We start from the raw sequence: 23,434 nt of genomic DNA, 5'->3' as shown, positions 1-23,434 counted from the left end.
GTAGTTGTATGACTGTCCGGGTAGAGCGAACGTTCGACCTCGCGGTCCCCCCCGAGAAAGTCTGGGACTTCATCTCCGACCCGGCACGTCGGGCCGACGCGATCAGCGTCGTCGCCGACTACGACGTCGAGGGCGACCGCGCCACGTGGCACATCGAGCTGCCGATTCCGCTCATGAATCAGACGATTCCCGTCGAGACGGAGGACGTCACCCGCGAGGACTCGCGTTACGTGAAGTTCGTCGGGCGTTCGTCGGCGATGCACGTCGTCGGCGAACACGAGATAGAACCGACCGACGACGGCTGCCGACTCGTCAACCGCTTCGTCGTCGACGGCCGGCTCCCGGGCATCGAGCGATACTTCAAACGTCATCTCAACGACGAACTGTCGAACCTCGAAGCCGCGCTCCGGAGGGAGGTCGAACCTCCGTCATGAGGCTCGCACTCGCCCAGATCGACGTCGAGGGAGGTCAGGTGGCGGCGAACCGCGAGCGTGCTGCCGACGCCATCGCGGCCGCGGCCGACCGCGGAGCCGACGTCGTCGCGCTGCCCGAAATTTTCAACGTCGGCTACTTCGCCTTCGAGACGTACCAGCGCAACGCCGAACCGCTCTCGGGGCCGACACTGTCACGGGTGAGCGACCTCGCCGCCGAACACGACGTCGGCGTGCTCGCCGGAAGCATCGTCGAGGACCTCGAAGCGACGAGCGCCGACGACCCCGACGCCGACCCGCCGGCCGAGGAGGGACTGGCGAACACCTCCGTCTTCTTCGACCGCGACGGCCGCCGGCAGGCGGTCTACCGCAAACACCACCTGTTCGGGTACGAGTCCGCCGAGACCGAACTGCTCGTCCCCGGCGAGTCGCTCGGTCTCGCGGAGTTCGACGGCGCGACCGTGGGGATGACGACCTGTTACGACCTCCGGTTTCCGGAACTCTACCGGTCGATAGCGGAGGCCGGCGCGACGCTCGTCTTCGTCCCGAGCGCGTGGCCGTACCCCCGCGTCGAGCACTGGCAGGTGCTGTCCCGGGCGCGCGCCATCGAGAACCAGTTCTTCCTCGCCACCGTCAACGGAGCGGGGTCGTTCGACGACGCGACACTGCTCGGTCGGTCGACGGTGTTCGACCCGTGGGGCACGACGCTCGCGAGCACCGACGACGAACCGGACCTCGTCGTCACCGACATCGACGTCGACCGGGTCGAAGGGGTGCGCGAGGAGTTCCCGGCCTGGCACGACAGGCGACGATAGGGGAGGAGTTACAGCGAGACCGCGGTGTCGTCCGACAGCGTCTCCGGGATGCTGTGGTGGTACGTCACCGCGCCGGAGGAGGTGACCACCTTGACGGTGAACTCCTGGCGTGCCGCAAGTCCGCCGGTGATGGCACCCGCGTCGAGAACGACCCTGAACCTGTCCTCCTGTTCGGTGAGAACCGGTGCCGTGTCGCCGGTGTCCCGGATGGTCTCGACCGAGAAGTTCCTGGCGTCGGGGGCGTCGCTCTTCTGGAGGACGCGACCGTCGTCCGGGCCGAGCCACTCGATGGTCGCGGTCGAGAGGTTGACGTCGCCCGAGCCCGAGCTTTTCATCACGGTGAGGTTCACGTAGTCGACTTCGTACTGGTCGTCGGTCCCGTTGAAGGTGACGTTCCCCACCGTGCTGACGACGTGAACGCGGTTGGTTACCTGTGCCGTACTCTCGTCGCCGGTCTGTTCGGATTTGGTCTGGAGGAAGCCCGCCGTGTTGATGAGCACGGCCGCGGCGATCGCCGCGACCAGCACCATCGCGATGAACACGATGAGCGTCCCGATACCGACCTGGCCCCGTTCCGTCGACCGGTCGTCGTTGTAGTTATCTGTCATGCTCCTGTGTAGAGTGGTTTTTCGGGAGAGTCCGCTCTCTCGGTGGTGTAGAGCACTCGTGCCCGGGCATTAAAACCAGCAGTAGGTTATCAGGTATGAAAACCTAGATGTAGTGGCACCGAAAGCGGGCGGTCGCTACGTCGGTGTGGAACGGCGCAGGCGGGCGATTCGGACGAGCGGGAGTCGACGTAGCAGCGTCGTCGAGAGAGAACAGTCGAGACCGGCGTTACCACTGGAAGTTTTCGAGACGTCCAGAGACCGTCGCAGCTACCTCAGTCGGCTTTGGGTGCGACCTTTTCCTGTTCGGTCGCTTCCATGGAAGAAGTGATGGCGTGGGACAACGCAAAGACGGCGGCTTTGTGGTCAGTTTTGGATTTGTGGATGGACGTTGGTCGTACACCGAGCGAGTCGTACTCGTCGAGTGTAATCTGTTCGTCGTTCTTCTCCTCGTAGTGATTCCCGACCTCCGCGAGCAGTCCGTGAAGATGGATGAGCTCCTGCTTCTTCATAACCAGACGGGAGTAACAGTTGCAGGGTTATATTATTATCTTGAGCCCCGTTAACACGACTTATCCGAACTGGCCGTTCGCGGCTCCATTGCGGCCGTTTCCAGCAGGTTTGAAACGTTTTTAACCGGGAAGCCCGTTGTCCCGCCCATGGCAGATTACGACGAACAACTCGACCGTGCACTGGAACGGACGCCGGACATCGACGAAGGAACGGACCGGTTCGACGTTCCGACGCCCGACGTGCGCCAGGAGGGGAACGTCACGGTCTACGAGAACTTCCAGGACACTCTCGACCGCCTGGACAGGGACGACGAGCACGTCCTGAAGTTCCTCCAGAACGAACTGGGCACCAGCGCCCACATCGACGAGAGCGGTCGAGCGCGGCTGACCGGCGAGTTCGACGAGGGGCGAATCGCCGACGCCATCGACGAGTACACCGAGCGCTTCGTGCTCTGCTCGGAGTGCGGTCTGCCCGACACGAAACTGGAGCGAGAACAGGGCGCGTTGTTGCTTCGCTGTGAAGCCTGCGGCGCCCGGTCGTCGACGAGCGCCTGATCACTGCAACTGCTTCAGCGTCTCCAGGTCGCGCTCCGTCCGCGTGAACTCCGCCGTCCGTCTCGTCGCGTGGCAGTCCGGACAGTGAAACTGGTCGTCGTGAAGCGGTAGGTCGTCGGGGCTCGACTCCCAGTTCTTCCCGCATTCGGGACACAACAGCCGGACGTAGGTCTCTACCATGGTGGCACGTCGCAGGGGAGGCGGAAAAATCTTGTTGGTGTCGCCGCGAAACCGAGCGGCGGCTCTCGAACCGCTCGCGCGCCGGAGCGTCGGGCCTCGGTGTTGGCCTACACTCGCTCGAGGTTGGTCGCGCGCGGGCCCTTGTCGGCCTGCTCGATGTCGAACTCGACTTCCTGCCCCTCCTCCAGGTCGGGACCGCCGACGTCCTCCATGTGGAAGAACACGTCCTCGTCCGCATCGTCAGTCTCGATGAACCCGTAGCCGCCGGTGTCGTTGAAGAAGGTTACCGTACCTTTCGCCATTGCAGGTGAACCGACCACTGACGAGAAAATAAGAATTGCGGCTGGCGATGTGACGATGACGGAGAAAGAAACCCCGAGACTGTCGCTCGGTGCCGGTAGCGGCCGGGAGTCGGCTCGCGGCCACGAGGGACCGGGCGCGGTCCCGGGCCGTCCTATTCGTCGCCACCCGAGAGTGGGTCAGTCCCAGGTCACCCACGTGAGAAACACGAGGGCGGCGAACTCCAGGACGTGAAGGGTCATCATCGCCTTCCACGCTATCGACGGAACCGCCGTTGCGAACCAGGCCGACAGTATCTGATGGACGAAGTAGAAGTACAGCGCCAGCGCGTTCTCCCCCAGCAGGAGGAGCGCGAACACCGACAGCCCGAGGGTGTGCTTCGAGCGGAACCGCCAGTAGTTTCGCATCCAGACGTAGCTCAGACCGCCGAGCAACAGCACGTTCAGCCCCGTAGCGACCCGCGCTACGTCTATCCAGAGACCCATCCGTCCTCTCCTTGCGAGCGCCGTCGGTTATATGCTTTCCCAGATTCGACCATACTCACTCCACCTTCTCGATTATCTCTTCGACCGTGTCCCAGTGACGGCGCGCCTGGTCGGTCGGCAGGTACACCGCGCCGTAGTCGTCGCCGCTGTTCTCGACGATGTCGTTGTCCATGAGCACGTCGAGGTGGTGACGTACCGTCTTGTAGTCCAGGTCGAGTTCTTCCGCTAGCTGATTGGCGTTCCGCGGTCGCTCGTCTATCGCGTGGAGCAATCGTACGCGATTGGCACCGCCGCGGGTGCCGGTGAGCACGTACCACAGAACGCCCTCCATTGCTACTAACCGACACACTCGCTCGACGTAATACCATCGTTGCAGGCGACACCCGTCCTCGTGACTGGGGTAGCCGGGGCGGGCTACACGGTGAAGAGATGTCCGTCAGTCGGCACGTCGAACAGACCGACGCGTGCACCCGCGTCCAGCCACGCGTGCCCGTACGAGAACGAGGCGAGCGCGTTCACCAGGTCGTCGTCCTCGCGGAAGTGGCGGCCGTCGGCGAGATACGACTCGGCCATCTCCAGGCACTCGGCCGCCGCCTCGCCCATCGGTGTATCGGCGGGCGGAGCGACCGTGGCGACGTCGACGGCCTCCGCCAGCAGACGCTCGTAGCGGTCGGTCTTCTCCTCGATGTCTGCGGCCATGCGCGGACGGAGGGCGACCAGCGGGGTAAACGCTTCGAGAGTCGCCGAATCGGGCGGGAATATCCCTCGACGCGGGGTCGGCGGCCTCGTCCGCGGTACCGGAAACCTGACGGGACAACGCAAAGTAAATACCTGCCGCGCACTGATATTGCACCATGACTGAACACCCGCACGTCGAGATATATACCAAGGATAACTGTCCGTACTGCGAGAAAGCGAAGGACCTCTTCGACGAGAAGGGCGTCGAGTACGAGACGTACAACGTGACGGGCGACGACGACCTGTTCGAGGAGATGGTCGAGCGCGCGAACGGTCGCAAGACGGCTCCCGAGGTGTTCATCGACGACGAACTCGTCGGCGGGTTCGACGACACGAAGGCGCTGGACGAGGCGGGCGAACTGGACGAGAAACTGAACCTCGCCCTGGCGGACGGCGGTGAGGAGGAGAGCAGTCCCGAACACCGGCGACTGATCGTCTCGGGGAGCGGCATCGCGGGGCTGACCGCAGCCATCTACGCCGCGCGAGCGAACAACGACCCCCTCGTGCTCCAGGGCGACGAACCCGGCGGTCAGCTGACGCTGACGACCGATGTGGAGAACTACCCGGGATTCCCGGACGGCATCAGCGGTCCGGACCTCATCAACAACATGCAGGAGCAGGCCGAGCGGTTCGGCGCGGAGGTCAAGAACGGAATCGTCGAGGACGTCGACGACGACTCGCGGCCGTTCCGCGTGGAACTGTCGAACGGCGACGTGTACACCACCGACGCGCTCATCGCGGCCAGCGGGGCGAGCGCACGCACCCTCTCTATCCCGGGGGAGGACGAACTGATGGGCTACGGCGTCTCGACCTGTGCGACCTGTGACGGCGCGTTCTTCCGCGGAGAGGAGATGGTCGTCGTCGGGGGCGGCGACGCCGCCTTCGAGGAGGCGACCTTCCTCACGAAGTTCGCCGAGAAGGTGTATCTCGTCCACCGCCGCGAGGAGTTCCGCGCGGAGGACTACTGGGAGGAGCGTGTCCAGGAGAAGGTCGACGAGGGCGAGATAGAGATCATGAAGAACACCGAGGTCACCGAGATTCACGGCACGCCCGAGGAGGGCGTCGACCACGTGACGATGGTCCGGCATCCGGAGGGCTACCCCTCCGAGAAGCCGGACGACCCGGAGACCGAGACGTTCGACTTCGACGCGGGCGCGGTGTTCCTCGCCATCGGCCACACGCCGAACACGGGCTACCTCGAGGACACCGACGTCGAACTCGACGCGGAGGGATACATCATCACGCACGGCGGCAAGGGCGGCGGCCAGACCGAGACGGACGTGCCGGGCATCTTCGGCGCGGGCGACGTCGTCGACTTCCACTACCAGCAGGCGGTCACCGCGGCCGGCATGGGCTGTAAGGCGGCCATCGACGCCGACGAGCACCTCGAAACCGCCGACGTCGGCGGGACGAGCGCCGCCCAGGAGGGCGTGACGGCCTCCGACGACTGAACGCCACGTCGGTAACCACAGACCCTTACGTCCGGACGTCGAACCTGGGTGCATGACAGACGACACTGTCACCTACACCATCGAAGGACCGGACGGCGAGACCGACGACCTCGAACTCCCGCCCGGTCTGGTCGAACTGCTCCAGGAAGAAGACGAGAGCGGCCCGACGGTCGTCGGCGACATGGCGCTCATCTCCTTCGTCCAGCAGGTCCACGGCGCGGTCCACCACGCGGAGGGCGAACCGGACCCCGAGGTGGCGGCCATCGAAGAGCAGGCTCGCGAACAGTTCGAGCAGCGACTCGGCATCACGTTCGAGCAGGCGACCGGCCACTCTCACTGACGCAGTTCCCGTTCTCTCTGGGCACCGCAGCGCCAGCGCGGTCGCCGTCGGCGGACGACTGAAAAACGTCCTGCATGTGCAGCCTGTTCCGACACGGGGCAGCCCGTCCTATATAAAACTGCCATGAGCGTAGAATTCACTGACGACGACGAAGGTAAAACCGTCGTCGACGACGACGGCGACGAAGTTGGAATAGTCTCCGAGGTTCGCCACGGACAGGCGTACGTCGAACCGGACCCCGGAATCACCGACAAGGTGAAGTCCAAGCTCGGCTGGGGCGACATCGACGACGACACGTATCCGATTCAGTACGAGCAGGTCGACGGCGTGACCGACGACGAGATTCGCATCGAACGCGTGTAACGTCGCGCGAGTCCGGGTGCGAGCACCGTCGCGTTCCCGGCTAACCGCTCTCGGCCCGTCTCCGTCGAACCGTTCGTCCCGGCGGGGAAGGGTCGGGAGAACTCAGCGCGTTTTCAGGTCGTCCTCGTCCTTGATGATGCGCGTCTCTGCCTCGCCGCTCGTGTGCTCGTTGACCAGGTCGTAGAACTCGTTTTGCATCCCCGCGGGGAACGTGAGCACGCCGACCCACGAGCCGTCGTTCTGCCACTCCTCGCGTTCGAGTTCGCCGAACTGTCGGATGCGCGCCTGCGCGCTGCCGGCGTAGTCGGCGGGCACCTGCACCGCGACCGTCACCTCCTCGAACCGGATGGGGATGACCGGCCGGAGCGCCTCGAGCGCGTCGTCGACCTGCTGGTTCACGGGTTCCATCGGGTCGACGGTGAATCCGGCCTCCTCGAGCGCGGTCTCGATGCGCTCGGGCGGATGCGGCGCGTTGTCCATCTGCGGGTTGACCGCGTTGCGCGTGATGCGGTCGACGAGCTGTTTGTGTTTCTGCTCCTGCATCTCCTCGCGCTGCTCGGCCGTTATCTGGATCTCCCCCTCCTCGATGACCTGGGGGATTATCTCCAGCGGCTCGGTGGTACCGAACACCTCCTCGAGGTCCGACTCGGCCGGACGGTCGCCGCGGCTGGCGTTCTCGAACACGTCCTCGGCGGCGATGACGTCCTCGAGTTCTCCCTCGAACTCGCCGCGCTTGATGGCGAGCGCCGCGTCGGGGTCGACGAGCACCTCGAATCGCTCGCCGTGAGATTCGAGGCGAGCGGTTACGGCTTCCTCAAGTGAAATCATACCCGACGATTGTTCCGCCCGCGTAAAAGGTGTTTCCCGCGAGAGGGGAGTTCGGACCCGGACGGTGCTCCGCCCCACCCCCGACGGACCGGCGTCCTCCGTCGAATCGACCTCGGTCCCACGAGAAACGATTCGCGACGTGGGCGGGCCGGAACGGACCGAACGCTCGGCGGCGAAGGGAAACGCAGGCGAAAAGAGGGACGCCCTACTCTTCGTCTTCGTCGAACGAGTCGAGTTCCTGCACGTACGTTTCGAGTTCGTCCGTCTCGATGCGCTCGTAGCGCTCCGTCTCGACGTCGATGGTCGCGACGGAGAAGCCCTCGGGGTCGAGTTCCTCGTCCTTGCTCTGGGCGAGCGCTTCGAGCGAGAGCGTGATGCCGCCGTCGAGGTCCAGGTCGTCGGTGTAGTTCTCCTCGAGGTAGTCCTGGATGTCGCTGCGGTCGGCACCAATGGCGTTCGCCTTCCACTCGTTCGGCGTGCCGCTCGGGTCCGTCTCGTAGAGGCGGGGTTCGCCGTCGTCGATGCCGCCGATGAGCAGCGCCGCACCGAACGGTCGTGCGCCACCGACCTGCGTGTACTGCTGCATGTGGTCGGTGACCTGCTTGGTCAGCGTCTCGACGCCGACGGGTTCACCGTAGCGCAGGCGGTTGACCTGGGCCTGCTGGCGCGCGAAGTCGATGAGCTGACGAGCGTCGGCGACGTGCCCCGCGCTGGCGATGCCAATGTGGTCGTCGACCTTGTGGAGCTTCTCGATGCTCTCGCGTTCCATCAGCTGTGAACGGATGTACTTGTCCACCGTGAGGACGACGCCGTCGTTCGTTCGGACGCCGATACACGGCGTACCTCGCTTGACCGCCTCGCGGGCGTACTCGACCTGGTAGAGTCGGCCGTCCGGCGAGAAGATCGTAATCCCTCGGTCGTACGCTTGCTGTTGGGCTTGTCCCTGCATAGTATCACTCGAAATCGAGTTCCGTCGCGCCCGCGAACGCTCCGTCGAGCCGTACGTCGATTAGACCGTCCCGTTCGACGGCGGCCCGTTCAGCGTCCGCAAACACGACGCTTCTCTCCCCCGAAAGTTCCCTGCGACGACCTAAATACTTTTCTTCACAACCCCGTACCGTACCGCTTATGCCCCGTACGAACACCCCTACGGGGTCGCCGTTCACCTCGTCGATGCAGGCCAGCGCCGCACGGGCGCGCTCGGCGTGACCGCGACGGGCGCGGACCAGCGCTTCCCCTTCGCCGTCCCCGAACTCGAAGGAGAGGAGGCTCAGGTCCGCATCGGCGCTGCCGGCGTCGCCCAGCAGGTTCTGGGCCGCGAACCAGACGCTCCGCTGGAACGACCGCCGGTCCAGGTCGGCGTCGGGCCACGCTTCGATGCCGACCGCGAGGTAGCGCCAGCGCGGCCGCAGATGTTTCGGGAGGTGTTTCATCGTCCGGTCGGCAGTTGGCGCGGCGCGGGCTTGAATGGTGCGCTCCCGAACCTGTCGGTCCGTCTCGATTCCCGGTCGTCGACGCGAGTGGCGTGCTAACGACGCAGCGTGAATCGGTCAGCTTCGCTCCGAGTCCCGGTCGACGTTCGTGAACTCGAACCGCGCCCCGCCAGCGTCGCTCTCGGTCACCGTGCACTCCCACCCGTACACCTCGGCCAATTCCCGGACGAACGCCAGCCCCAGTCCGGTCCCCCCGTACTTCGCGGCCGTCGTGTATCCGGCCTCGAACACGGCGTCTCGCTCCCCCGGTGGAATCCCGCTCCCGGTGTCCGCCACGTAGAACCCGGTCGGCATCTCGCCGACCGTGACCGTGACGTCCGGCCCACCGTGTTCGACCGCGTTCTCGAAGAGATTACTGAACAGGTGTCGGATGTACGTCTCGTCCGCCCGTATCACGTCGTCCACCGACACGTCTAGCGTCGCGTCGGTCGTGTCGACGTCATCCCACGCGTCCCGTGCCATCTCCGCGAGTCGCACGCGGCTCTGGTCGTCCACCGCTTCGCGGCCCTGCGTCAACACGAGCATGACGTCGATCATGTTCTCGATGCGGTCGAACGCTTCCGCGATGTAGTCGACCGTCTCGGAATCCACCTCCGGCGGAAGCTCGTGGCAGTACATCTGGCCGATGGTGACGGGGTTCCGGAGTTCGTGGGCGAGCATGCTCGCGAACCCGTCGAGGCGTTCGTTCTGCGATTCGAGTTCGTGCTCGCGTTCGACGCGGTCGAACGCTGCCTCGGCGTTCGCCGCCAGCAGGTCGACGAGCCGCTGTGTCCGTTCGTCGAACCCGCCGACCGCTCGTGAGCCGACGACGATGACCCCGTGGTCGCCCATCGAGGCGAAGACGCCGGCACGCATCCCCGTGGCGTTGGCCTGCAGGTACGACGAGTCGGTAACGTCGTCGAACCGCCGTGATTCGCCCGTCGCGTAGACGCGACCGGTGATGCTCGAATCGTCTGGCGGAACCGCCGGGAGTTCCTCGCGCATGAACCCGGACTCGCTGGACTGCGCCGCCGGATACAGCCGACCTGCTTCTTCGTCGTACAGGTACGTGACGACGCCCGAGAGGTCGAGGATGTCGGTGACGGTCTCGACGGCGATCTCGCCGACCTCGTCTTTCGTCTTGGCACCGAGCAGCTCGCGCGCTGAGACGTAGAGCGCGGTGAGCGTCTCCTCGAGTTGCCTGCGCTCGGTGATGTCCCGGACGACGCCGGTCCGTGCGAACTCCTCGTTGCCGTACCGGTACGGGCCGAATCGGCTCTCGACCGGAATCGTTCCGCCGTCTTTGGACCGGAGGTCGACCTCCAGCGTGGCGCTTCCCAGTTCGTCGGTGACCGCATCGCTCATCGCGGCGGCCCGCTCGTTTATCTCGTCAGTGTGGACGAGCGAGGCGTGTCGGCCCAGCAGTTCCTCGCGCTCGTAGCCGGTCATGTCGAGGAACGCCTCGTTGGCCATCACGAATCGCTCGTCGGAGTCGAGCGCGTACACGCCGTCTTCGACCGTTTCGACGATGGTCTCGTAGCGTTCGAGCTGTTGTTCGCGCTCGCGTCGCCGTATGGCCGTGTAGAGGATGTGGGCGGTGCGCTGGACGAACTGCACGTCGTGGTCGGTGTACGCCCGTTCGTCCGTGTCGTGCGTACCGAGGATGCCCCACGGGTCGTCCGGCGTACCGATTATCGTCCTGATACCGCCTTTCACGTCGTGGGAGGTGAGCAGGTCCGGGCCCGAAAAGCGGTCCTCGGTTTCGAGGTCCTCGACCACCACCGGCCCCTCGGACACGAGAGTGTAGCCCGCCTGCGAGGCGTCGTCGTCGACGACCGTCGCCGACCCCACGATGCCGTCGCGCCACCCGACGCCGTTTCGAAGCAGGAGTTCGCCGTCCTCGGGGAACAGTTCCAGCACCTTGCAGTAGTCGTGGTCGAGCGTGTCGGCGACGAGTTCGACCGCCTCGTCGAACAGGTCGTCGAGCGACCGGTCTTCGATCGCGTACCGGGAGAACTCGGAAAGCACTCGCTGTTGCTCGACGCGGTTCTGAAGCTTCCGTTCGCGTTCCTTGCGTTCGGTGACGTCCCGGACCACGCCGACTCGCTCGTAGCCGTCGTCGGTCGAGCGAGGGACCCACGTCGCCTCCGCCGGGAAGGTGTCGCCATCCCTGGTCTCGACGTCGACCTCGACGGTCGCCGAAGAGCGGTCTCCGGCCCGTATCTCGGCCTCCCGTTTCTCGACCGTCTCCCACACGTCGTCGGTAATTTCCCTGGCCGGCGTGTCGAGGAGTTCCTCGCGGTCGTAGCCGGTCATTTCGGTCAGAGCGGTGTTGACCATCGAGAACTCCATGTCGTCGTTCAGGACGTAGATGCCGTCTTGGACCGTCTCGACGATGGTCTCGTAGCGCTCGAGTTGCCGTTCGCGGCGTTTCTGGTCGGAGATGTCCCGATAGTAGAGGGAGATGCCGGTTTCAGAGGGCGACACCTGGTTTTCGAACCACGCGTCGAGCGGGTCGTAGTAGTCCTCGAAGGTGACCGGGTCCTGCGTCTCGAGAGCCTCGGTGAAGGCCGCCTCGGCGGTTTCGGTGACGGGGATGACCTCCCTGATGTCGCGGCCGAGCGCTTCCGACTTCGGGAAGTCCAGGAGCTCTTCCGCACGGTCGTTCACGTAGGTGAACCGGAACTCGCTGTCGAGAGCGAAGAAGCCGTCGTCGATTCGCTCTAACACCTCCGCGAGTTCCGCCTCGAGTTCGTCGCGCTGGCGTTCGAGCTGGCGGGCCTGCGTCTTGAGGCTCGTGACGTCCTTGCCGGCAGCGATTATCCGGTCGACAGCGCCGTCCTCGTCGAACATCGGCGTTACGTTGACCGAGAGCCAGCGGCGGTCCCCAGCGGACGTTTCGACCTGTACCTCTTCGTCGTACACCGGCTGGCCCGTCTCGGCGGTGCGGGCGAATGGACGCCGTTCGGGGGGAAGCAGGTCTCCATCGGCGTCGTAGACCGGACGATCCATCGCGTTCGCGTACGTGTCCGTCTCCTCGTCGTAGGTGATATCGAGGAGCGTTTCCGCCCGTTCGTTCGCGTGGGTAATCGTTCCATCGGGGGTGAGGACGGCGATGCCGACGGGACTGGTGTCGAGAATCCGCTCGATGAGGTCGCGCTCGCGCCGAAGTTCCCAGTCGGACGAATCGGACTCGACCCACCACACGCGGCTTCGAGCCCCCACCTTCTTGCTTCGGACGTCGCCACGTTCGTCGAGTTCGTCGAGTTTGTTGTAGGCGGTCCGTCGGGTACACTCCAGTTCGTCCGCGATTTCGCTCGCCGTCCTGGGTTCGTTTGCGTCCCCCGCTCGTTCGAAGACTGCGAGCGTGTCAGCGAGCGTGACGCGTTCCGAGTTCATTGATATTCGGGAACGTTTGGAGGGAAAATAACCTTTTCCTTCCAAGGAAATCCCCTGCCCGGTCCCCGAAGCTCGCGCAGGTGAAGAAGCGTTCGCAATCGCCGCGGTCAGGGTCCGTGTTCGTCGCGACCGGCGCAACCCGTCTTCGCCTCGGGGCTCCGATACGGTCTACCTGCGGGGCCCTCCATCGGGAGCGACCGCTCGCGGGGTCACTCCTCGTCGGCCGGACGAACCGTCTTTCCGGTCTCCTCGGGGACGACGCGCTGGCGCGCGTCGACCCACTCCCGGTCGAGTTCCCGGCCCTCGAACAGTCGGTCGAGGAACACCGCCAGCCCCGCGACCTCGGAGTGGGGCTGGTTCGTCACGCCGACGTTGTAGTCCGCGGCCTCGTACACGTCGAACGGGACCTTCTCCGCGCCGACCACCGCGAGCAGCGGTTCGTCCCCGTGGGCCGCCCGTATCTCGTCCTGGACGTCCTGGACGCGCTCGCCGTACATCGTCAGGTGGACGACCGTTCCGTCCCAGTCGCGAACGAGCGCCTTCTGGCTGCCCGAGAGTTCGACCGAGAAGGGACCGCCGAACCGCTCCGTGATGTCCTCGATGGTGTCCCGCGACTTCGCCGCGTTGTCCGGGAGGACGACGCGGTCGGCCCCGAGCGCCCGCGCCGTCAGTCCGACGTGGGTCGTCATCCGATCGTCGCGTCCCGGGCGGTGGCCCAGTCGGACGACGGCGACCTCCGGTTCGTCTTGCATACGTCGAGGTGGGCGACGGGCGGGTTAGGGGGTTTCGAATCCTACTCGAAGGCCTCGGCCACGTTCATCTGCTCGGTCGCGCCGACGTGTTCGGAGAGGACGTAGGTCGCCCCGACCAGCAGGCCGACGCCGACGGTGAGGACCACGCCGACGGACACGCCCGTGTAGCCGCTGACGAGGAACGCCAGCGTCGCCACCCCCGCAGCCAGTACCGCGTAGGGAATCTGGGTGTTGACGTGGTCGACGTGGTCGCTCGCCGCGAACATGCTCGACAGCACCGTCGTGTCGCTGATGGGCGAGCAGTGGTCGCCGAACAGCGACCCCGTCAGGATGGCACCGATGGCCATCGCGAGCGGCGTTCCGATGGTGTGCGCGAGCGGGACCGCGACCGGGAACAGGATGCCCATCGTCCCCCAGGAGGTCCCGATGCAGAAGCTGATGACGGCCGCGCTGAGGAAGACGACGGCGGGCAGCAGCTCCGCGGTGATGATACCCTTCGAGACGCTGACGACGTACGGACCGACGCCGAGCGCCTCGCTGACGGAACCGATGCTCCAGGCCAGCGAGAGGATGGCGATGGGGAACATGACCATCTTGAACCCCTCGAAGATGGAGTCGCTCACGTCGTCGAGTTCGATGCGGGCGTGGGCGACGAGGATGGTGAGGATGGTCGCACAGCCGGCGAACGACGCCCAGAGGATGGCGTTCGCAGTGTTGGCTTCCTTCAGCGCGTCGGCGTAGGAGCCGAACAGGGCGGAGATGGAGTCGAATATCCCTTCGGCACCGGCCAGCGCTTGAGTCGTCTTCGCGACGCCGCCGCCGGTGAACCAGAGGCCGAAGAGCGTGACCGCGACGAGCACCACGATGGGCGAGGCGAAGTACCACCAGCGCGGGTCGACGTGGTCCGGCGTCTCGATGTCGCCCGCCTGCGTCTCCATCAGGGGATTGGCGTCGTCGCGCAGCACCTTCCCCTCATTCCGTGCGCGGCGCTCGGCCTTCTCCATAGGGCCGAAGTTCCAGTCGGAGAGCACGACGGTGAACACCAGCACGAGCGCGAACAGACTGTAGAACCGGAACGGGATGGACTCGATGAACACGAGGAAGGCGTTCCGCTGGACGCCGAGTGCATTGAACTGCTGCTGGATGAGGCCAACCTCGAACCCGAGCCACGTCGACACCACGGCGATGCTCGCGGTCGGTGCGGTCGTCGAGTCGAGGATGTACGCCAGCTTCTCGCGGCTCACGTCGAAGCGGTCGGTGACCGGACGCATCACCGACCCGGATATCATCGTGCTGGCGTAGGAGTCGAAGAATATCAGCATGCCGAGGACGGAGGTCCCCAGCTGGGCCTGCCGGCTCGTCTTCACGCGTTTCACGATGCCGTCCGCCACCGACTTCATCCCGCCGGAGAGGAATATCATCCCCAGCATCGCGCCGATGAGGAACGTGAACAGCAACAGTTTCACGTTGAACGTTGCGGTGACGTTCGTCACGACGAACTCCAGGCTCCGGGCCGCGCCAGCGACCGGATTCCAGCCGACCAGTATCGTCGCGCCGATCCAGATACCGGCGAACAGCGACAGGAGCGCCTGCCGCGAAACGAGCGTCAGGATGATGGCCAACAGCGCCGGGAACAGACTAATTATTCCGTATGTTTCGCTCGCCATACTCTGACACCGGCAACGGTACGCCATAAACATTATTGGCCACTAAGATGGAATATAAGTTCCATAATTTATAGCGATCCGAAATAATTTCCCACGACTGTACAACGACGTGGAGCGCGAACGAGGACCGGAACGCACATGCCGCCGCTGCTCGCAACTACGACGCATGGAGCTCTCCGAAAAGCGAGTGCTCGTAACCGGCGGTGCGGGCCTCGTCGGTTCCCACCTCGCGAAGCGACTCGCCGCGGACAACCACGTCGTCGTCGCCGACGACCTCTCGAAGGGCGACCGCGAGCGGGTGCCCGACGGCGTCGAGTTCGTGCAGGCCGACATGACCGACCCCGACGACGTCGCCGAGGTCGTCACCGAGGACCTCGACGCGGTCTTCCACTTCGCTGCCTACACCGACACGAACTACGAGAACCCCCGTCAGCTGTTCGAGGAGAACGGCGCGATGACGTACAACGTCGTCGAACGCATGGACGAGGTCGGCGTCACGAACCTCGGCTTCACCTCCTCCTCGACGGTGTACGGCGAGGCACCGCGCCCGACGCCGGAGGACTACGCGCCACTCGAACCCATCAGCATCTACGGAGCCAGCAAGCTCGCCGACGAGGGCATCGTCTCGACGTACGCCCACTCGCACGACTTCACGGTGTGGATGTACCGGTTCGCCAACATCGTGGGACCGCACCAGCGCGGCAACGTCGTCCCGGACTTCATCGAGAAGCTGCTCGCCGACCCCGAGTCGCTGACCATCCTCGGCGACGGCCGCCAGGAGAAGTCCTACATGCACGTCGAGGACTGCGTCGACGCGATGTGTCACGTCGTCGAACGCGCCGAGGACGACGTCAACACGTACAACCTCGGCACGCGCACGACCACGTCGGTCACCGCCATCGCCGACATCGTGAGCGAGGAGATGGGCGTCGACCCCGAGTACGAGTACACCGGCGGCGACCGCGGCTGGACGGGCGACGTGCCGAAGATGCGCCTCTCCATCGAGAAGCTCGCCGCGCTCGGCTGGGAGCCACCGACGAGCAGCGACGAGGCCGTTCGGAAGGCGACACGGCAACTGTACGACGAACTGCGCTGAGACCGCTCACACCGAGAAGTCGGTTCTCGCCTCACCCCGGTCGTCGACCGTGTTCAGCGTCGCGACCACGGTGTACTCGCCCGGCTCCGGCTCCGACCACTCGCCGCGATAGGTACGTTCCCCGCCCGACTCGACGGTCTCGGACTGGAGCGCCTGCGTGAACATCCGGCCCTCGCTGGCCCGCCACCGCTCCTCGTCGTCGTCCAGCACCGCGAAGTCGGCCGTGAGACCGCTCCGGAACGTCAACTCGACGGGGTCGTCGCCGGCGTTTCGGACGGTGAGTTCGAACGCGACCGCATCGCCCCTCGGCGTCGCGGTGACGTCGGTTTCTAGCGTCATAGAGATAGCTTCGCCGTGCCGCGACGAAAAATTTGGGACCGGGCGACCCGCGACGCGGAACGGGCAACCCCGAGGTGGTCCGGCAGGTTGAAACCCGTCCGGTCCGAAACCCCATCCATGAGCATCGACGCACAGACGGAGGCTGGCGACGAATCGCAGTCGGTCGAGGAGATGGCGACCGAACTCGGCGAAGCCATCACCCGGACGCCCGAGTACCGGCGGTTCGAGGAGACCAAGGAGGCCGTCGAGGCCGACGAGGAGGCCCAAGAGCGCATCAAGGAGTTCGAACAGCTCCGCCAGGAGTTCATGCTCGCTCGCCAGACGGGCGAGGCAACCCAGGAGGACGTCCAGCGAGTTCAGGAGGCCCAGGAGCATCTCCACGCCCTGCCCGTCATGGAGGAGTACCTCGACGCCCAGGAGGAACTCGAGACGCGGCTGGAGCAGCTGAACGAGGCCATCTCGGCACCGCTGGCGGTCGACTTCGGTCAGCAGGCCGGCGGCTGCTGCGAAGACGAGTAACCGCCGACTCATCTTCTCGGTCGGGCTTTCGCACTCAAGCCGAATCCTTACCTGCGAGAGCACCCTTTACCTGTTGATGCTCCGAACACTACTCGGCGTGGCGAAAGCCGGCGCGAGGATGCTACTGTCGACCTCTCCGGTCCGCATAAAGTCGTTCGACCGGCTCAACGTCGTCTCGCTGGTCGTCCAGGCCGCCTACGCGCTCAAGAAGGGCAACCCGACGCGCGCGCTGATACTGCTCGGTGCGGCGTCCGTCGCGCCCAGGCACAAGGGGCTGTCGTACGCCGTCCAGGGCGCGCTCACGCTCAACGACGTCCGGAAGAAGCTGCTCTGAGCGAGGCCGGGCTGACGACCGAGTCCGGAGGCGGAGCGACCGCGATGGGAAAAGTAAAGGATTGACTACCCGAAATTTCCTGCATGGATTTCAGCCTCTCCGCAGAGCAGAAACAGATTCGGAACATGGTCGCGGAGTTCGCCGACGAGGAGATCAAACCCCGCGCCGCGGAGATCGACGAGAGCGACGAGTTCCCCGCGGACCTCGTCGACCAGATGGCGGACCTCGGACTGATGGGCATGCCGTTCCCCGAGGAGTACGGCGGTGCCGGACTGGACTACCACTCCTACGCTATCGGCCTCGAAGAGATTTCGCGTGGGAGCGGCGGCCTCGGAACCATCGTCGCCGCCCACACCAGCCTCGCGGGCAACATGCTGTACGCGTTCGGCGACGAGGACCAGAAACGGGAGTACCTCACGCCGCTGAACCGGGGCGAGGACGTGGGAGCGTTCGCGCTCTCGGAACCCGGTGCCGGTAGCGACGTGCCGGCGATGGAGACCACCGCGGAGAAGGATGGCGACGAGTACGTCCTGAACGGCGGGAAGCTCTGGATCTCGAACGGGTCGGTCGCCGACACCGTCACCGTCTTCGCCAAGACCGACCCCGACGCGGGCAACCGCGGCATCTCCTCGTTCGTCGTCCGACCCGAGGAGGACGACGGCTTCCACGTCGAGGGGACCGAACACAAGCTGGGGGACAAGGGCTGTCCGACCGCTGAACTTCGGTTCTCGGACATGCGCATTCCGGAGGACCGACTGCTCGGCGAGGAGGGCCGCGGGTTCGTCCACGCGTTGAAGACGCTCAACGGCGGACGCATCACCATCGCCGCGCGCTCCATCGGTCTCGCCCGGGCGGCGCTCGAAGACTCCCTGACGTACGCCCAGGACCGCGAGCAGTTCGACCAGCCCATCAGCGAGTTCCAGACCATCCAGCACAAGCTGGCCGACATGGACACGAAGATACAGGCCGCGAAGATGCTGATGCACCGCGCCGCCGACCGGAAGATGCGCGGCGAGGATTACATCAAGCAGGCCGCCCAGGCGAAGCTGTTCGCGTCCGAGATCAGCCGCGAGGTCGCCAACGAGGGCATCCAGATACACGGCGGCTACGGGTACACGACGGACTTCGACGTGGAGCGGTACTACCGCGACGCGAAGCTCAACGAGATCTACGAGGGCACGAGCGAGGTCCTCCGCAACACCATCGCCAACGAACTGCTGGACTGAGACGACGCCCCGACCCGTCCGGTGGCGTTCACCCCTCGATTCGTTCGCCGAGCCAGTCGTAGTGGTCCAGCAGCGCACGCTCGCCAGCGTCGGTCAGCGAGTACAGGTCCTTCAGTTCGGCCTTGCGCCGCTCGACGTGACCGCTCCGCTCTAGCTTCTCCAGCAGCGCGTAGAACCGCTCTGGGTCGAATCGGGCGTCGTAGTGGGACTCTATCTTCGTCTTCAGTTTCTGTCCGGGGAGCTCGCCGGCCTCGTACAGCAGAGCGCAGGCGTCACGGCGCGTGCCGCTCTGGTGGTACCGCGTCATGGACGGGCGAAGGGACTCGTCCGCCACGTCAGTTCTGGTTTCGCCCGACGGAGCCGCGGATAGCCGTCCCTGAGTCCGTAGATTGAAACGGCTGGACTACGATTGGCCGGGTATGACCGACGATGACCTCGCTTCGAGCGTAGAGACGGTGCTGGACGTCGACGCAGACGGATTCCAGCGTCGAGTCGAGGAGGAGGCCGAGGTCATCAAGCGCGGACTCGCGGACGGCGTCTTCGACAACCCGCAGGCCATCGTCGGATTCGAGTACGAGTTCTACGCGGTCGACGCGGAGACGCGAGCGCTCTCTCGGGTCCCCCGACGACTGCTCGAACTCATCGGGTTCGAGAAGGAACTCGGCCTGCACAACGCCGAGATGTCGACGAGCCCGCAGCCGCTGAACAGCTACGGGCTGGCCGCACAGGAGGCCGAGGTGAAAGCGCGCCTCGCCGCCGCGGAGAACCGGACCAACGCCGAGGGGATGATGCTGGTCAGCGACGGCATGTGGACCATCCCGCCGGAGGGCGAGACCGCCCGCAGCTACCTCACCGACAGCGTCGACGACGGCGGCGTTCGCATCGCCTCGAACATGAGCGACTCAGTGCGCTACCACGCGATGGCCAACACCGCGGGCGAGGACAGCACCGCGCCGGCGGGGATGCAACTCGACGCACCGCACGTCTCTCTGTCGGCGGACACCGTCATGCCGGAGAGCCTCATCACCTCCATCCAGCCCCACTACCAGGTTCCCCACGCCCACGACCTGCCGACGTACTTCCGGTACGCCATCCGCATCGCGGCCCCGCTGCTGGCGCTCGGCGTGAACTCGCCGTTCTTTCCGCCGGACCTCTACGACGACGCGCCTCCCGAGGAGATTCTCGCCGACGCGTGGATGTCGAACCGCATCTCCGTCTTCGAGTCGGTGCTGAACGCACCCGGCGACACGCCCGCGAAGGTCCGGTTCCCCGACGAGTTCGACACCGTCGAAGACGCCGTCGACGGCATCGCCGCCGACGAGACCATCGTGCCGATGCCGGTGTCGCCCGCCGACCGCTTCGACGACGAGTTCGCCCACTTCCGACTGAAACACGGCACGTACTGGCGCTGGGTGCGGCCGGTGTTCGGCGGGGCGACGCGCTCGTCCGCCAACGCCCGCATCGAGTTCCGGCCCATCGCCGCCCAGCCGACGGTCCGGGACGCCATCGCGTTCCAGGCGGCGTTCGCCGGTCTGCTGGAGAGCACGTTCCGACGCGAACACCCCGTGCGCCACCTCGACTGGGTCATCGCCCGGGACAACTTCTACGAGGCGATGCGGGAGGGACTGGACGCCGACCTCTACTGGATCGCCAACAACGGCGCGGAGACGACCGACTCCGAGGAGATATTCACAGACCTCTTCGCCCACGCGAAAGACGGACTCACGTCGCGGGGGCTCTCCGAAGAGGAGGCGGCGAAGTACCTCTGGCCGCTCCGCCAGCGCGCCCGCCACGCCGTCACGCCCGCGGGCTGGAAGCACCGCGAGGTGAAACGACGTGTCGAGGACGGCGAGAGCTTCGCGGACGCCATCTCCGACATGCAGCGCAGCTACATCGACCACCAGTCTGAGACGCTACTGGAGGGGAGCTTCGCGGACTGGGTCGGCCGCGGGACGACCGAGATGTGAGCGCGTCGCCTCGCGACTCCCCCGTTTCGAGAGACATATACGCCCGGCACACCGACACTCGGGTATGAACCGCCGAGCGTTCCTGGCCGGGGCGGCGGCCGCGGGAGCCGCGAGTCTGTCGGGCTGTGCCGGAATACTGAGCGCGGGGTCTCCGAGTCCCGAGGACGGTAACTTCGACGTCGGCATGGGGTCGAGTTTCTTCAAACCCCGCGAGCTGACGATACAGGTCGGCGAGACGGTTGTCTGGAAGAACACCGGTATGCGCCGCCACACCGTCACCGCCTACGAGAACGCGATTCCGGAGTCGGCCGACTACTTCGCCTCCGGCGGGTTCGACTCCGAGCAGGCCGCCCGGGACGCGTGGGTGGACGGCTACGGCGGCACCGTCCAGCAGAAAAACACCTACGAGCACACCTTCGACGTGCCCGGAACCTACGCCTACTTCTGCGTCCCACACGAGCCCAGCGGGATGTCCGGCAAGATAATCGTCGAAGAGTAACGCCGTCGCTCGTCGGCACCGGTCCGCGAAAAAACGACGTCCGCCGCAGTTCAGACTTCGACTTCTTCTTCGTCCACGTCGACGGCCGTCTCCTCTTCGGCGGCGACCTCCTCGGGGCGCGCTTCGAGCGTCGTCTTCTGTATCTCGACGCGGCGCAGCGGGTAGATGGTCTTGGCCTCGCCGTAGATGGCGCTGGAGAGGCGACCCTCGACGATGCTGTCGATGAGGTCGTCGAAGGTGCGCTCCTCGCCGGCCTCTCGGACCATGTCGATCATCTGTCGCCGGATGGCCTTCTCCTGGCTGTGGTCGGCCTTCTTCGTCGTGAACGCCACGGGCTGAATCTGGACGCGGTAGTCGTCCGTGGTCAGCACCGTGACGTACGCCTCGACCTTCGACGCGCCGCGGCGGACGAGACTGCGCAGGTAGTCGCGGGTGAGTTCGTGCTTGACGAACTCCGTGTACGCCGCGTCGCTGCCGACGTCTTCGATCTTGAAGGTCAGCTTGGTGTTGTTCTCGCTGGCGTCGTTGGTGAGATCGCCGAGCGTCGTTTCGATGGTGCGTCCGAGCACCTTGTTCGGTTCGTCAGCGGGGGTGTCACCGAGCTCCTCCCGGTCGAACTGTTCGGGAGCGTGCACGGTGTACCACCGCTTCTCCGTCGCTTGCTTGGAGACTGATCGTTCACTCATGGTTGGTATCGTGGAATCGTTCGGCTGTCTGTACGACCTGGGTCGCCACCGAGAGGTTCACGACGTAGTCGTCGACGGTCGACTGGAGGCCGCCGGTCGTCTCGCGTTCGATCGTCGTGACGACCGTCCCGTCCTTCACCCGGGTCGACATCTCCGGCGTGTTGTCCGGCGCGAGCGCCGCCGCGACGGCGTCGGCGTCCGCCAACTCCGTCCGGAGCGTCGCGCGTCGTTTCCCGCTCATAGTGCCTCCCGGAACGCCGTCAGGAACTCCTTCGCCGCCGCGTCGAACCGTGCGTACCCCCGCCGTGCGGTGCCGGTGCCGTCGCCGCCGACCGCGCTCGCGGCCTCGTGCATCGTCGCGCCGAGGTCGCGTTCGTCGTCGGTCGGCGCGGCCGCCGCTGCCGCTTCCCCGGACGTGACGACGAGCGCCGTCGGCTCCGGCGACCGGAAGTCCCGGAGCAGTCTGGCCGCGGTCTCGACGGGCGCGTCGTCGGTGCGGGCGACGAACAGGCCGTCGTACCGACCCGTCGTCGCTTCGCGCAGGCTCGCGTGCGCCGCGGACGCGTGGTCGCGCCACGCGTCGAGCGCCGACGTGCGAGCGTCGTGACCGAGCGCCAGCGCGACGGCCGTTCCCGGCCGCTCGCGTGCGACCGCGTCGAGCACGTCCGCGTACCCGCCGAGCGTCGCGAACGGCGCGTCCGCGAGTTCGTACGGGCGGAGCGCGCGCTCGACCGCCTCGGCCGCTCGGGGGGTCGCCGACTCGGAGCCGGCGACCGCGAGCGCGACCAGCGAGGCCACCCGGCGGTGGGCCTCCTCGTCGAGTTCGGTGGGGAGACCGAGTTCCGCGAGGTCGGCCTGCACCGCGCCGCTGTCGCCGGAGAAGCCGGCGTGCAGGAGCGTCGAGTGCGCCAGGCCGTCCGCGAGGTCGTTCGTCGGGACGGCGACGCCCGGTCGCCGCGCGAGGCGAGCCTCGGCGGCGTCGAGCAGGTGCGCGTCGTCTCCGGCGCCGGGGGTTCGCCCGGCCGCGACGACGCCCGCCAGCGCGAGCACCGGGTCCGGCGACGCGCCGAGTTCCGCCGCCGCGTCGTGGGCGGTGACGGTCGGCACGTCCGCGAGCACCACGTCGCCGCCCGCCGCGCCGACGGTCACGACGAGTTCGTCCGTCGAATCGTCCGAGTCGTCGCTCGTCGCGGACCGCGCCTCGGGGAACCGCGACGCGCTCGCCTGGAACGGGATGCCGGCGTCGGAGCACGCGCGGGCGAGGAGACCGGTCGCCGCCAGCGCCTCGCCGTCGGCGCGCGCGAGCAGTCGCACGAAGGCGGTCTCGCGCAGCGCCGCGGCTACCTCGCTCGCGGCGGGGTCATCCTCAGGGGTGGTTCGACCGGCGGTGGACATCTATTCGAGCAGTTCCTTGGCCTTCTCGTAGGAGTACGTGAAGTCCTCGTCGATCTCGTCGCCCTGGTAGTAGCTAATCAGGCGACGAACCTTCGACTGGGTGTTCTGGAGCGCGCGCTTGTTCTGGGCGTCGAGCGGGTGCTCATCCATGTGCTCGCGCAGGCGGACGGCCCGCTTCAGCAGGTTCCGGAGGTCTTCGGGCAGGTCGGGTTCCGTCTCGTTCTCCTCCAGAATTTCGGTCACCTTCTTGTCGGTGACCGCTTTCACGTCCGGCACGGGGGTGCCGGTCACGCCTTCGTCGCGGAGCTTCAGCCCGATCTGGCTGGGGCTGTGGCCCTGCTCCGCGAGTTCGACGACGCGCTCTTCTACGTCGTCCGCGTCGACGTCGCTCCACTCCGGTGGTTCGTCGTCCGTAGGTCGGTCCGAACCGGACGACCCACGGCGTCTCGTGTGCATTCGTGCCATCGTTCGAGGATAGGA

At 66.0% G+C, this 23,434-nt stretch carries 31 protein-coding genes; 12 read left to right on the top strand and 19 right to left on the bottom strand.

The window, feature by feature from the left end:
• The first annotated feature begins 8 nt into the window (after positions 1-8).
• Both ACRYA2_RS04225 and ACRYA2_RS04220 read left to right on the top strand, forming a co-directional pair.
• On the top strand, positions 9-434 hold the full coding sequence (locus ACRYA2_RS04225; RefSeq protein WP_433624515.1) for an SRPBCC family protein: 426 nt from the start codon (positions 9-11) through the stop codon (positions 432-434).
• Entirely contained in the window at positions 431-1,246 is an 816-nt protein-coding gene (locus ACRYA2_RS04220) for a nitrilase-related carbon-nitrogen hydrolase (protein WP_433624513.1), read from the top strand. The genes ACRYA2_RS04225 and ACRYA2_RS04220 overlap by 4 nt, the downstream gene beginning before the upstream one ends.
• Positions 1,247-1,254: 8 nt before the next feature.
• On the opposite strand, the gene ACRYA2_RS04215 is transcribed toward ACRYA2_RS04220, so the two are convergent.
• Together ACRYA2_RS04215 and ACRYA2_RS04210 are read right to left on the bottom strand one after the other, a co-directional pair.
• Positions 1,255-1,854, bottom strand: coding sequence for an archaellin/type IV pilin N-terminal domain-containing protein (locus ACRYA2_RS04215; protein ID WP_433624511.1), 600 nt, complete (start codon positions 1,852-1,854; stop codon positions 1,255-1,257).
• A gap of 272 nt (positions 1,855-2,126) precedes the next feature.
• A complete protein-coding gene (locus tag ACRYA2_RS04210; protein ID WP_113275784.1) occupies positions 2,127-2,363 on the bottom strand; it encodes a UPF0058 family protein in 237 nt (78 codons plus the stop codon).
• A gap of 147 nt (positions 2,364-2,510) precedes the next feature.
• On the opposite strand from ACRYA2_RS04210, the gene ACRYA2_RS04205 reads away from it, so the two are divergent.
• Positions 2,511-2,918, top strand: a complete 408-nt coding sequence (locus ACRYA2_RS04205) for a translation initiation factor IF-2 subunit beta (protein ID WP_433624509.1) — start codon at positions 2,511-2,513, stop codon at positions 2,916-2,918.
• Here ACRYA2_RS04205 and ACRYA2_RS04200 read toward each other — a convergent pair whose 3' ends face one another.
• The 5 genes from ACRYA2_RS04200 to ACRYA2_RS04180 form a co-directional block, all read right to left on the bottom strand.
• Complete coding sequence (locus ACRYA2_RS04200) at positions 2,919-3,098, bottom strand: DUF7836 family putative zinc-binding protein (RefSeq protein ID WP_433624507.1); 180 nt, start codon at positions 3,096-3,098, stop codon at positions 2,919-2,921.
• Between the two features lie 107 nt (positions 3,099-3,205).
• Complete coding sequence (locus ACRYA2_RS04195) at positions 3,206-3,400, bottom strand: cold-shock protein (RefSeq protein ID WP_113275781.1); 195 nt, start codon at positions 3,398-3,400, stop codon at positions 3,206-3,208.
• Positions 3,401-3,577: 177 nt separating this feature from the next.
• Positions 3,578-3,883: a DUF8036 family membrane protein gene (locus ACRYA2_RS04190; RefSeq protein ID WP_433624505.1), complete on the bottom strand. Its 306-nt coding sequence runs from the start codon at positions 3,881-3,883 to the stop codon at positions 3,578-3,580.
• A 55-nt stretch (positions 3,884-3,938) separates the two neighbouring features.
• Entirely contained in the window at positions 3,939-4,214 is a 276-nt protein-coding gene (locus ACRYA2_RS04185; RefSeq protein WP_433624503.1) for a winged helix-turn-helix domain-containing protein, read from the bottom strand.
• A gap of 83 nt (positions 4,215-4,297) precedes the next feature.
• Positions 4,298-4,582 carry a DUF357 domain-containing protein gene (locus tag ACRYA2_RS04180; RefSeq protein ID WP_433624501.1) on the bottom strand — a complete coding sequence of 95 codons (285 nt, stop codon included), beginning with the start codon at positions 4,580-4,582 and terminating at the stop codon, positions 4,298-4,300.
• Between the two features lie 155 nt (positions 4,583-4,737).
• Here ACRYA2_RS04180 and grxC point away from each other — a divergent pair, with 155 nt between their 5' ends.
• The 3 genes from grxC to ACRYA2_RS04165 all read left to right on the top strand — a co-directional run bounded on the left by grxC (position 4,738) and on the right by ACRYA2_RS04165 (position 6,775).
• Positions 4,738-6,072 (top strand): glutaredoxin 3, encoded by a 1,335-nt coding sequence (gene grxC / locus ACRYA2_RS04175; RefSeq protein WP_433624499.1) that lies wholly within the window; start codon positions 4,738-4,740, stop codon positions 6,070-6,072.
• A gap of 52 nt (positions 6,073-6,124) precedes the next feature.
• The gene (locus ACRYA2_RS04170; RefSeq protein ID WP_433624497.1) at positions 6,125-6,412 is read left to right on the top strand and encodes a DUF7545 family protein; all 288 of its coding nucleotides are present in this window, start codon (positions 6,125-6,127) and stop codon (positions 6,410-6,412) included.
• A 123-nt stretch (positions 6,413-6,535) separates the two neighbouring features.
• Positions 6,536-6,775 (top strand): PRC-barrel domain containing protein, encoded by a 240-nt coding sequence (locus tag ACRYA2_RS04165; RefSeq protein WP_433624495.1) that lies wholly within the window; start codon positions 6,536-6,538, stop codon positions 6,773-6,775.
• A 102-nt stretch (positions 6,776-6,877) separates the two neighbouring features.
• Here the strand turns inward: ACRYA2_RS04165 and ACRYA2_RS04160 are convergent, their stop codons facing one another.
• From ACRYA2_RS04160 to ACRYA2_RS04135, 6 genes are all read right to left on the bottom strand, one after another.
• The gene (locus ACRYA2_RS04160) at positions 6,878-7,603 is read right to left on the bottom strand and encodes a ribosome assembly factor SBDS (RefSeq protein WP_433624493.1); all 726 of its coding nucleotides are present in this window, start codon (positions 7,601-7,603) and stop codon (positions 6,878-6,880) included.
• Between the two features lie 205 nt (positions 7,604-7,808).
• Positions 7,809-8,552 carry an archaeal proteasome endopeptidase complex subunit alpha gene (gene psmA, locus ACRYA2_RS04155; RefSeq protein WP_433624491.1) on the bottom strand — a complete coding sequence of 248 codons (744 nt, stop codon included), beginning with the start codon at positions 8,550-8,552 and terminating at the stop codon, positions 7,809-7,811.
• A gap of 4 nt (positions 8,553-8,556) precedes the next feature.
• Positions 8,557-9,036 carry an Rpp14/Pop5 family protein gene (locus tag ACRYA2_RS04150; RefSeq protein WP_113275772.1) on the bottom strand — a complete coding sequence of 160 codons (480 nt, stop codon included), beginning with the start codon at positions 9,034-9,036 and terminating at the stop codon, positions 8,557-8,559.
• 117 nt (positions 9,037-9,153) lie between these two features.
• Positions 9,154-12,474, bottom strand: coding sequence for a PAS domain S-box protein (locus ACRYA2_RS04145; RefSeq protein WP_433624488.1), 3,321 nt, complete (start codon positions 12,472-12,474; stop codon positions 9,154-9,156).
• A gap of 209 nt (positions 12,475-12,683) precedes the next feature.
• Positions 12,684-13,226: a tRNA (cytidine(56)-2'-O)-methyltransferase gene (locus tag ACRYA2_RS04140; protein WP_433624486.1), complete on the bottom strand. Its 543-nt coding sequence runs from the start codon at positions 13,224-13,226 to the stop codon at positions 12,684-12,686.
• A 41-nt stretch (positions 13,227-13,267) separates the two neighbouring features.
• The gene (locus ACRYA2_RS04135; protein ID WP_433624484.1) at positions 13,268-14,893 is read right to left on the bottom strand and encodes a Na+/H+ antiporter NhaC family protein; all 1,626 of its coding nucleotides are present in this window, start codon (positions 14,891-14,893) and stop codon (positions 13,268-13,270) included.
• A gap of 166 nt (positions 14,894-15,059) precedes the next feature.
• Here ACRYA2_RS04135 and ACRYA2_RS04130 point away from each other — a divergent pair, with 166 nt between their 5' ends.
• A complete protein-coding gene (locus ACRYA2_RS04130; RefSeq protein WP_433624482.1) occupies positions 15,060-15,989 on the top strand; it encodes an NAD-dependent epimerase/dehydratase family protein in 930 nt (309 codons plus the stop codon).
• A 6-nt stretch (positions 15,990-15,995) separates the two neighbouring features.
• Here ACRYA2_RS04130 and ACRYA2_RS04125 read toward each other — a convergent pair whose 3' ends face one another.
• Positions 15,996-16,328 (bottom strand): BsuPI-related putative proteinase inhibitor, encoded by a 333-nt coding sequence (locus tag ACRYA2_RS04125; protein ID WP_433624480.1) that lies wholly within the window; start codon positions 16,326-16,328, stop codon positions 15,996-15,998.
• Between the two features lie 117 nt (positions 16,329-16,445).
• On the opposite strand from ACRYA2_RS04125, the gene ACRYA2_RS04120 reads away from it, so the two are divergent.
• The 3 genes from ACRYA2_RS04120 to ACRYA2_RS04110 all read left to right on the top strand — a co-directional run bounded on the left by ACRYA2_RS04120 (position 16,446) and on the right by ACRYA2_RS04110 (position 18,407).
• Positions 16,446-16,847: a YlbF/YmcA family competence regulator gene (locus ACRYA2_RS04120; RefSeq protein ID WP_433624478.1), complete on the top strand. Its 402-nt coding sequence runs from the start codon at positions 16,446-16,448 to the stop codon at positions 16,845-16,847.
• Positions 16,848-16,923: 76 nt separating this feature from the next.
• Entirely contained in the window at positions 16,924-17,181 is a 258-nt protein-coding gene (locus tag ACRYA2_RS04115) for a hypothetical protein (RefSeq protein WP_433624477.1), read from the top strand.
• Positions 17,182-17,264: 83 nt separating this feature from the next.
• Positions 17,265-18,407: an acyl-CoA dehydrogenase gene (locus ACRYA2_RS04110; RefSeq protein WP_433624475.1), complete on the top strand. Its 1,143-nt coding sequence runs from the start codon at positions 17,265-17,267 to the stop codon at positions 18,405-18,407.
• 28 nt (positions 18,408-18,435) lie between these two features.
• Here ACRYA2_RS04110 and ACRYA2_RS04105 read toward each other — a convergent pair whose 3' ends face one another.
• On the bottom strand, positions 18,436-18,714 hold the full coding sequence (locus tag ACRYA2_RS04105) for a helix-turn-helix transcriptional regulator (protein WP_433624473.1): 279 nt from the start codon (positions 18,712-18,714) through the stop codon (positions 18,436-18,438).
• Between the two features lie 112 nt (positions 18,715-18,826).
• Between ACRYA2_RS04105 and ACRYA2_RS04100 the strand changes: the two genes are divergently transcribed.
• A complete protein-coding gene (locus ACRYA2_RS04100) occupies positions 18,827-20,374 on the top strand; it encodes a glutamate-cysteine ligase family protein (RefSeq protein ID WP_433624471.1) in 1,548 nt (515 codons plus the stop codon).
• A 64-nt stretch (positions 20,375-20,438) separates the two neighbouring features.
• On the top strand, positions 20,439-20,873 hold the full coding sequence (locus ACRYA2_RS04095) for a plastocyanin/azurin family copper-binding protein (protein ID WP_433624469.1): 435 nt from the start codon (positions 20,439-20,441) through the stop codon (positions 20,871-20,873).
• 50 nt (positions 20,874-20,923) lie between these two features.
• Here the strand turns inward: ACRYA2_RS04095 and ACRYA2_RS04090 are convergent, their stop codons facing one another.
• The 4 genes from ACRYA2_RS04090 to ACRYA2_RS04075 are packed head-to-tail and all read right to left on the bottom strand — an operon-like array spanning position 20,924 to position 23,419.
• Positions 20,924-21,559, bottom strand: coding sequence for a 30S ribosomal protein S3ae (locus tag ACRYA2_RS04090; RefSeq protein ID WP_113275761.1), 636 nt, complete (start codon positions 21,557-21,559; stop codon positions 20,924-20,926).
• Complete coding sequence (locus tag ACRYA2_RS04085) at positions 21,552-21,800, bottom strand: KEOPS complex subunit Pcc1 (protein WP_433624466.1); 249 nt, start codon at positions 21,798-21,800, stop codon at positions 21,552-21,554. The genes ACRYA2_RS04090 and ACRYA2_RS04085 overlap by 8 nt, the downstream gene beginning before the upstream one ends.
• Positions 21,797-22,954, bottom strand: coding sequence for an exonuclease RecJ (locus tag ACRYA2_RS04080; RefSeq protein WP_433624464.1), 1,158 nt, complete (start codon positions 22,952-22,954; stop codon positions 21,797-21,799). The genes ACRYA2_RS04085 and ACRYA2_RS04080 overlap by 4 nt, the downstream gene beginning before the upstream one ends.
• Positions 22,955-23,419 carry a 30S ribosomal protein S15 gene (locus tag ACRYA2_RS04075; RefSeq protein ID WP_433624462.1) on the bottom strand — a complete coding sequence of 155 codons (465 nt, stop codon included), beginning with the start codon at positions 23,417-23,419 and terminating at the stop codon, positions 22,955-22,957.
• Positions 23,420-23,434 lie beyond the last annotated feature (15 nt).

This window comes from Halomicrococcus pelagicus, from assembly GCF_050954125.1.
Note: the sequence above shows the minus strand (reverse complement) of the source record. Positions and strands in the feature narration are given on the sequence as shown.